The organism is Limnofasciculus baicalensis BBK-W-15, assembly GCF_024178385.1.
In the GTDB taxonomy this organism is placed as follows: domain Bacteria; phylum Cyanobacteriota; class Cyanobacteriia; order Cyanobacteriales; family Coleofasciculaceae; genus Limnofasciculus; species Limnofasciculus baicalensis.
On record NZ_JAMZMM010000288.1, the window covers coordinates 1 to 7,925 of the forward strand.

A 7,925-nucleotide genomic window follows, 5' to 3' on the forward strand; every position below is an offset into this window, starting at 1 on the left:
CCACACCCCAATCCCCACTCTCCATTCCCCAATGCTCACCAAGGCTACACCCAAACCACCTCGTTGGCAACGAAGTAACTACTCACCTCTAACACGCCAAATTGACGTTTTCAGTGCGGCGGCGAAATTGCTCTGCGATTTGTTATGCGATAAAACCCTTGGGCAAGATTCCCCTAGTCACAGAAATAGCCGCGCCCAATGGTTAGTAGAAAAACTCCTAGATTTAGGGCCAACATTTATTAAAATTGGACAATCACTTTCCACTCGTGCCGACTTAATTCCGTTAGAATATGTCCAGGCTCTAAGCCAATTACAGGATAGGGTTCCGCCATTTAGTGGACAGGATGCGATCGCAGTTATAGAATCAGAATTAGGTAACTCTATTTATGCCTTATATCGCGATTTTAATCCTCAACCTTTAGCCTCTGCAAGTTTAGGGCAAGTCCATAAAGCACGACTACATACAGGGGAAGATGTGGTTGTAAAAGTACAACGCCCCGGTATCGAAAAGCTGTTTAATTTAGACTTTGAAGTACTCCATCGCCTAGTCAGATTTGCCAATCGGTATTTACCAGGATTTAAGAAGTACGATATGGAGGCAATTTACCAGGAATTCTTCGAGTTACTCTATCAAGAAATAGACTATATTCACGAAGGTAAAAACGCCGATCGCTTCCGAGAAAACTTTGATAAATATCCCAGAATATTCGTACCCAAAGTCTATTGGAAATACACCACCAGAAAAGTCTTAACCCTAGAATATCTCCCCGGCATAAAAATTGACGATCGCGAAACTATGGAAACTTGCGGTATCAATACCAATGAAGTCATCCAACTCGGTATTTGCTGCTACCTCAAACAGTTATTAGAGGATGGTTTTTTCCAATCAGATCCCCATCCAGGAAATATGGCAGTTACTCAAGATGGCAGTATCATTTTCTATGATTTTGGCACAATGGCAGAAGTAAAATCCATTGCCAAAGATCAAATGATTAAGACATTTTTTGCTATCCTCAGAAAAGATACAGATGAAGTAGTCAATACTCTGACATATATGGGTTTAATTGAACCCGTATCCGATATGAAACCAGTAAAACGGCTAGTAGCCTTTATATTAGATAAATTCCGAGACAAACCAATTGATATCAAAGAATTTGAAAAACTCGGTAGCGAAATATATTTAATGTTCGAGCAACAACCCTTTCGCTTACCTCCACAAATGACATTTATTTTAAAATCATTAACAACCCTCGATGGGATTGCCCGTGCCCTAAATCCTGAGTATAACTTACTAGCAGCAAGTCAGCCATTTGTCAAGAGCTTAACAGTCTCCAAAGGGCAAGGAAAAGCGATCAGAGAATTAGCACGACAAGCAGGAGAATTCATCAAACAGAAATGGCAACAACCCAGCGGTACAGAAATTATATTAAGAAGATTAGAATCTCGGATCGAAGAAGGAGAATTAGAAATAAGAGTTCGTTCCCTTGGCAGCGATCGTACCTTAAAACGGATTCATTTAGCAATCAAAAGTCTCATTTACGCCTGCTTAACTGGATTTACATTACTAGCAGGTACAGTATTATTGCTATCACCCCAAACTAAATGGGCGATTGTAGCTTTTTCCTTCTCTGGATTCTGGTTTTTTATCTTACTCTATTCGTTGATTCAGTTGGGAATTAAGGAAAGACTGGATAAATTTATTGATAAATAGTTGAGAATATTTTTTTAACGCAGAGGGCACAGAGGGTGACGCAGAGGTACGCAGAGGTTTTGAGAAAATCTTTGCGTACCTTTGCGCTAACCTTTGCGTACCTTTGCGTTAAAAAAGACAAACTAATCTCAACCCTCATATACAATCATCTCGACTCCAGAAACTGTATAACTAATTTCTCTAAATCCACTCACATTCACATATTCTCTCATCCCATAACTCAAATACAACTTACCAAACTCACCTTTATCTTGAGCCATTTTCGATGCGACATTGACGGGCATTCCGGCAATATCTTTACCACCAACAGATAAATCGAAAACCAAGGCTGCTCCTCCATCAATACCAATCCGACAGGCAATGTCTTCTTTAGCTAATTCTGCCCTAAATGCTTTCCCAAATTCCAGTGCAGCATTTGCACTATCAAAAGTGTAAATTCCTAATAAACTAATTACTTTAATTTCCATGCCATGACTCTGAGGGAGCAATCGCATTCCGATATCTTTCATCATGGCAGAAATAGACAGATTAGTGAATATTCCTACTTCGTGGCTTTCTGCTGCTTTACTTTCTCTTTCAATTAAAACTACGAATTTGTGGGCTATATATTTAGCTGACAAAGCTTGGCAAAATGCTGTATCGTTTAGTCTGTTTTCATATTCAACTAAATCGGCATAAAAACTGTCTGAGTAAGGAATTGGATAGTTTTTATTAATCCCGGGTACTTGAGCTAAACGATTTCCATCTAATACTCGAAAAATATCCCCAATTGGGGTTAACAAATCGCTTCTTTTGGTAAGCTGAAAACTGTTATTGGCAGGAAGGCGCGAGCAAATTGCTTGACTAATTACTATTTCACCGCCTTCTGTATCATTTTCCGCCACTGCTTCTATGGTGTCTGCTTCTAACCCATACAAGCCACCACTAATATAGTAAAATTCGCCATAATGTGCGCCAATACCAATGGAAATTTGGCAATTTTTGCTAATTTCATCTTCCATTGTCAGGAGTGCAGATAGGAGAGTATCGGCGCTAATTGATGCTGGATAAAACATTTGGGTATTATCGGCTGCCCAAATCCCGACTCCTTCTCCGCCTATTGCCATCCCAATGCCATATACAATTTCTTTTGGTTGGTTAATAAGTACTAAAATTTCTAACAAGCCTTTTTGTTTGGTAAGTCTGGTTAAACCAGTAGAGTCAGAGGATACGCTATATCCTGTTACTTGATAAGGTGTCAATAATTGCACGGCAACGTCATGAGTTTGTGCGCTTTCTAGCCAATGTTCGATTAGTTTAATCGGTAACCCGCCAATGATATCCTGGGTGATATCGAATAAACCAGGAGAATATTGAGCTTTGCTAATTTTCTCGCTCATACGCTAATCCTGCCTCCAACGGCTTTATGAAAGGGTTAATTATAGCTGACTCTTTGAGGTTTATTATTTCTATTGCCCAAGGCTCTTGACAATTGACAACTATGGCATTATCATTAGATAATGGTAATCCGTGCCCGCCTGAAAACGAAGTTTTTAACACCAAAATAAACTCGGCTCTGATTATTTCAGTCGCCCACTATCTAGCAGCAATTATTCAGCGCAAACACCATAAGTAAGAGTGTAAAGCGCTAATGAGTCCTCGACAGACAACGAACCAACCGAAACCCGATACTGTAGTCCAACCACTCGTCCCAACTGTTCCTGTAGCGAAGCGCACTGCGACAGCCCCACAGACAGCAATACCAAGAACCACCGCGCAGCAACCGGATACTTTTACGCTCATTATCGATCCACGGACTACCGTCACCAGGAGCATTTATATAATTACTGTGCCATGTATCGGCACACCACTCCCAGACCTTCCCGTGCATATCGTACAGTCCAAAAGAATTAGCCAAACCAGAGCTACCTACTACGGTAGTTGATTCACGATAAATTCCTTTTGGTGCTTTACCATAGACAGCATTTCCGTTGTAATTTACAAGCTCGGTAGTAATTGTTTCACCGAAATGAAATGGGGTGGTTGTTCCAGCTCTACAGGCATATTCCCACTCCGACTCACTAGGTAGTCGATAACTCCGACCTGTATGGTTACTGAGTCTAGCACAAAATTCCTCTGCATCATACCATGAGATTTGCTCTACTGGCAAATTATCTCCTTTAAAGTAGGATGGATTGGGTTTTAGCGATCGATTCACTTGAGGCAAACCCGCCACAACTCGCCACTGTGCTTGGGTTACGGGGTATTTGCCCATAAAAAATGGCGGTACTGTTACTTGATGTTGCGGACTTTCATAGCTAGAATGCCCTGACTCCGATTCCAGTGAACCCATCATCAATGTACCATTGGGGATAGAAACCATTTCTATCCCCACTTGGTTATTTAATTTTTCTAGGAAGTATTGGGATTCACCTCGACGGCGGTTGGTAATTTTCCCGTATTTATCTACCGTTACTGTATCAAAGTGGAAGACTTGTAATTCCATTCTTAGTGGTTAGTAGTCTGTTGGGATTTAGGAGAGATATAGCAGTCGCCCGTGTTAAGCCATCCAAAAAGGCCAAAACCCATTCACAGCAATCATTTGAATGGATGACTTTTGTTAGCGTAGCGGGACTAAGTCCCTTTTGAATGGATGACTTTTGCTATAACTGCTCTTGTATCGATTGAAGACGGTTTTCCGATGATAACTCCATCCCCTTGAGGATAGCATTTTAATATCCCGATGTAATCATCCCTCCGTCACTTTAGTTTTACCGAAAATCCCGATAATTTTCCTCAATCCATCCGCTATCCGTTATCAAATCCGTTGCCCAAGGCTCTTGACAATTGACAACTATGGCATTATTATTAGATAATGGTAATCCGTGCCTGCATGGAACCCAATTTTTTAACACTAAAATAAACTCACTTCTCGTTTTTTACTACCACTAATACAGCGCGGCAGAAGTAACCCACCAGTGACAAAATTCTCAAAGCCTTACCAATCAATTCTTTTGAATGCGTGACTTTTGAATGCGTGACTTCCGCGTAGCGGCACTAGTGCTGGGATCATTTATCCTTCCCTTCAGGAGCAGATTTTATTTTTAACGCTCATAGCGCCAAGGATTAAAGTTAGATCTCATATAAAATACAAAGAAACCGGGTTTCTTCAAGAAATCCGGTTTCTTTTGTGTACTTCATCATCATCAAAATTTTCGGGTGCGTTATTCCCCATTCCCTACAAACTATAGGGCGACATCACCAATAATACAGAGCCGACTCCCAGCAAACAGAAAAAACCGATTAACCCAGCTAAGGGATTATTCCCCAAACCCGTAATCCAAATTGGCCCTTTTCCAGTATAAGAAATTAGTTGCACCGAGTCTAAACAAGTCAATCCACAAATCCAGCCCGCGTGCAAACCAATGGCTAAACCTAAAGAGCCGCCATCTACCCAACGGGCTAATACTAATACTACCCCCATGATCCAGAGTCCCGGTAACTGTGGTAGGGTGTCTTTTTGCTCCCAAATCAGGTGTAATAGGGCAAAAACAGCACTAGAAATTGCCCCTGTCACCCAAATCGAATAGTCTACCTGAAGTTGAGTGACTAAAAATCCCCGAAAAACTAGCTCTTCGGTGAAGCCTATCCATAAACCCAACAATAATATAGGTAGACATGCCTGTACAAGCTGTCGCCAATTTTGCCAATGCCATACCACCCAGCCTAAAGCTGATTCTGCTGCAAATGCGATCGCTAAACTTAGTATCCCCAAGGTTAATCCCCACCCCAAGGATACTAAAAGCGATAAATTCCACTCTACCCCGTACTCAGAAAAGGATGTACCCTCTACTCTAGTTACCCCCCAGACAATCAGGGGGGCAATTAGATAAAGTGATGCCAGCAATGGCAATTTTTGTTCTCCTGCCAAGGGCTGGGGAGGATGCCATTTTACTAAAGTAGCGACAATTAGGGCTAAGGGTAACCATAAAATAGCCCAAGCGATGAAAAACATCGCCACTTTAGTAAGTGCAGTGCCAGCAACAAGTGACACTAACCATTGATTTGCTGCCCGATGAAAGAAATCCATTGGCGGCATCTGTTGAATTGTGAGGAGCTGTGGAGCGAAATGGGGCTTAGGATGGAGCGAAGAAATTATCCATCCTCAAACCGAGTGAAAAATTAATCCTCTGCGGCTTCTTCAGCATCATCTTCACCAGACTTGCTGCCATCGCCATCTACCTGTTTGAGGTGGATGTGTTTGTAGCCCAACTTAATTTCAAACTCATCACCTGGGCGTAATCCCATTGCCTGAGTATAGGTGGCACCGATCACAATTTGACCATTTTTGTGGACGCTGACACGGTACGTCGGTTCGCGCCCACGGCCATCTTTTGCTCCTTCTGGATCGAGTGGAACCCCTTTAGCACCAAGCACTGCATCGTAAAAGTCGGTTAAATTGACGCGAGTTTGGTCGTTTTTAGTGATCGAGTAATAGCCGCAGCGCTTTGCTGTTTCTCGCCGAGGCAAGTGAGACAGCTCTTTTACTTTCTGAAGGAGGGCTTTCCCTGTTAGTGGAGTAATTGTATCCGTCATAATCTCACGGGATATCCTGAAATTTCCAGGATGGTAAAGGTCATTTACTGCCAAGTGAATTTGGCCATATAAAAAATATATCCTTAAATCTCTGTTTTTTGACAAGTATTTTGGATTTTTTTACTCAAATCTTAATAAATTGGATTTCAGGTAGATCTGGGAAGCCGGATCAACCCTGTTATCGGTGAAGATTTTTACGTCAGTAGCGATGGCTGCTAAAAGATCTGACAGAAGGATTCTAGGATCTGGAGGGATTTTGCAGCTAAGGCTTGGGCTTTTGATCCGCCCCAAGGTTGCTATAAGTTATGAGAAGATCGCAAAAACCCCCCATATCCGAGATTAAGTCAACCCCCATGTCTTAGACTGTAAGGAGCGAGGGAAAAACGATTGAGAAACGATCGGGAGATTCAATGGTACCTCAAAAGGGAAGATCCTAGAGGTTGCTACTCATCCCTTGACAAGATCTTCATTTCGGTGTTTGGATAGTTAAGAGCTTTTCACTATGCAGGTTAGTTTTAAGATCCTTCGGCAGACGCAAAATACTGAACCCACTCTTCGCACTTATATATTAGATGTGGAGTCAGGAAACACGATTCTGGAATGCCTGAATCGGATTAAGTGGGAGCAAGATGGCTCTTTAGCCTTTCGGAAAAATTGCCGCAACACAATTTGCGGAAGCTGTACGATGCGGATTAATGGGCGCTCGGCTTTAGCATGTAAGGAAAATGTCGCCAATGAGTTGGCGAATTTTCCAGGGAGGGCTGACTCTCCTCTGGCAGAAATTACTATTGCTCCCCTGGGTAATTTGCCTGTGATTAAAGATTTGGTAGTCGATATGCGCAGTTTTTGGGATAACCTAGAGGCTGTAGATCCCTACGTTAGTAGTAGCGCTCGTTCAATCGCACAGCGGGAATTTTTACAGACACCCGAAGAGCGATCGCGCCTAGATCGGAATGGCAATTGTATAATGTGTGGCGCGTGTTATTCTGAATGTAATGCTCGTGAAGTTAATCCAGATTTTGTCGGACCTCATGCTTTAGCCAAAGCACAGCGTCTAGTCGCAGACTCTCGCGATACCGCCACGGAAAATAGGTTAGAAAATTATAACAAAGGCACCCAAGGGGTTTGGGGTTGTACTCGCTGTTTAATGTGTAATGCGGTTTGTCCCATGGAAGTTGCACCTATGGATCAAATTGGTAAAATTAAACAGGAAATTCTCACCCGTAAGGATGCTCAAGGCAGTCGAGCAATCCGTCATCGTAAGGTACTGATTAATTTAGTCAAAACAGGCGGCTGGATCGATGAACGTCAATTTGGTTTACAAGTTGTAGCCAACTCCGGACGAGATATTAAAGGATTAATCAGTTTAGCACCCTTGGGATTACGAATGCTCGCTCGTGGTAAATTTCCCTTCCTGTTTGAGTCTTCACCAGGAAAAGCTAAAGTGCGATCCCTCATTGAAGCTATACAAAAGTTAACATCTCGGAAATTAAAATGAGGGAATAGGGAATGGGGAATAGGGAATGGGGAATGGGGAATAGGGAATAGGGAATAGGGAATAGGGAATGGGGATAGTTTTAATTGAAAACTCAAAACTCAAAACTCAAAACTCAAAACTCAAAACTCAAAACTCAAAACT

6 protein-coding genes are annotated in these 7,925 nt (G+C 42.1%); 2 read left to right on the forward strand and 4 right to left on the reverse strand.

The annotated features are described in order from the left end of the window. Window positions 1-31: 31 nt before the first annotated feature. Entirely contained in the window at window positions 32-1,711 is a 1,680-nt protein-coding gene (locus NJ959_RS22050; protein WP_254013898.1) for an ABC1 kinase family protein, read from the forward strand. Window positions 1,712-1,839: 128 nt separating this feature from the next. Here NJ959_RS22050 and NJ959_RS22055 read toward each other — a convergent pair whose 3' ends face one another. The 4 genes from NJ959_RS22055 to NJ959_RS22070 all read right to left on the reverse strand — a co-directional run bounded on the left by NJ959_RS22055 (window position 1,840) and on the right by NJ959_RS22070 (window position 6,286). Next, window positions 1,840-3,090, reverse strand: a complete 1,251-nt coding sequence (locus NJ959_RS22055) for a nucleotidyl cyclase domain-containing protein (RefSeq protein ID WP_254013894.1) — start codon at window positions 3,088-3,090, stop codon at window positions 1,840-1,842. A gap of 248 nt (window positions 3,091-3,338) precedes the next feature. Further along, window positions 3,339-4,196, reverse strand: coding sequence for a formylglycine-generating enzyme family protein (locus tag NJ959_RS22060; protein ID WP_254013895.1), 858 nt, complete (start codon window positions 4,194-4,196; stop codon window positions 3,339-3,341). A gap of 732 nt (window positions 4,197-4,928) precedes the next feature. Continuing rightward, on the reverse strand, window positions 4,929-5,789 hold the full coding sequence (locus NJ959_RS22065) for a CPBP family intramembrane glutamic endopeptidase (RefSeq protein WP_309242687.1): 861 nt from the start codon (window positions 5,787-5,789) through the stop codon (window positions 4,929-4,931). Window positions 5,790-5,872: 83 nt separating this feature from the next. Continuing rightward, on the reverse strand, window positions 5,873-6,286 hold the full coding sequence (locus NJ959_RS22070; RefSeq protein WP_254013896.1) for an AbrB family transcriptional regulator: 414 nt from the start codon (window positions 6,284-6,286) through the stop codon (window positions 5,873-5,875). Between the two features lie 502 nt (window positions 6,287-6,788). Here NJ959_RS22070 and NJ959_RS22075 point away from each other — a divergent pair. Next, the gene (locus NJ959_RS22075) at window positions 6,789-7,784 is read left to right on the forward strand and encodes a succinate dehydrogenase/fumarate reductase iron-sulfur subunit (protein ID WP_254013897.1); all 996 of its coding nucleotides are present in this window, start codon (window positions 6,789-6,791) and stop codon (window positions 7,782-7,784) included. The last annotated feature ends 141 nt before the right edge of the window (window positions 7,785-7,925 follow it).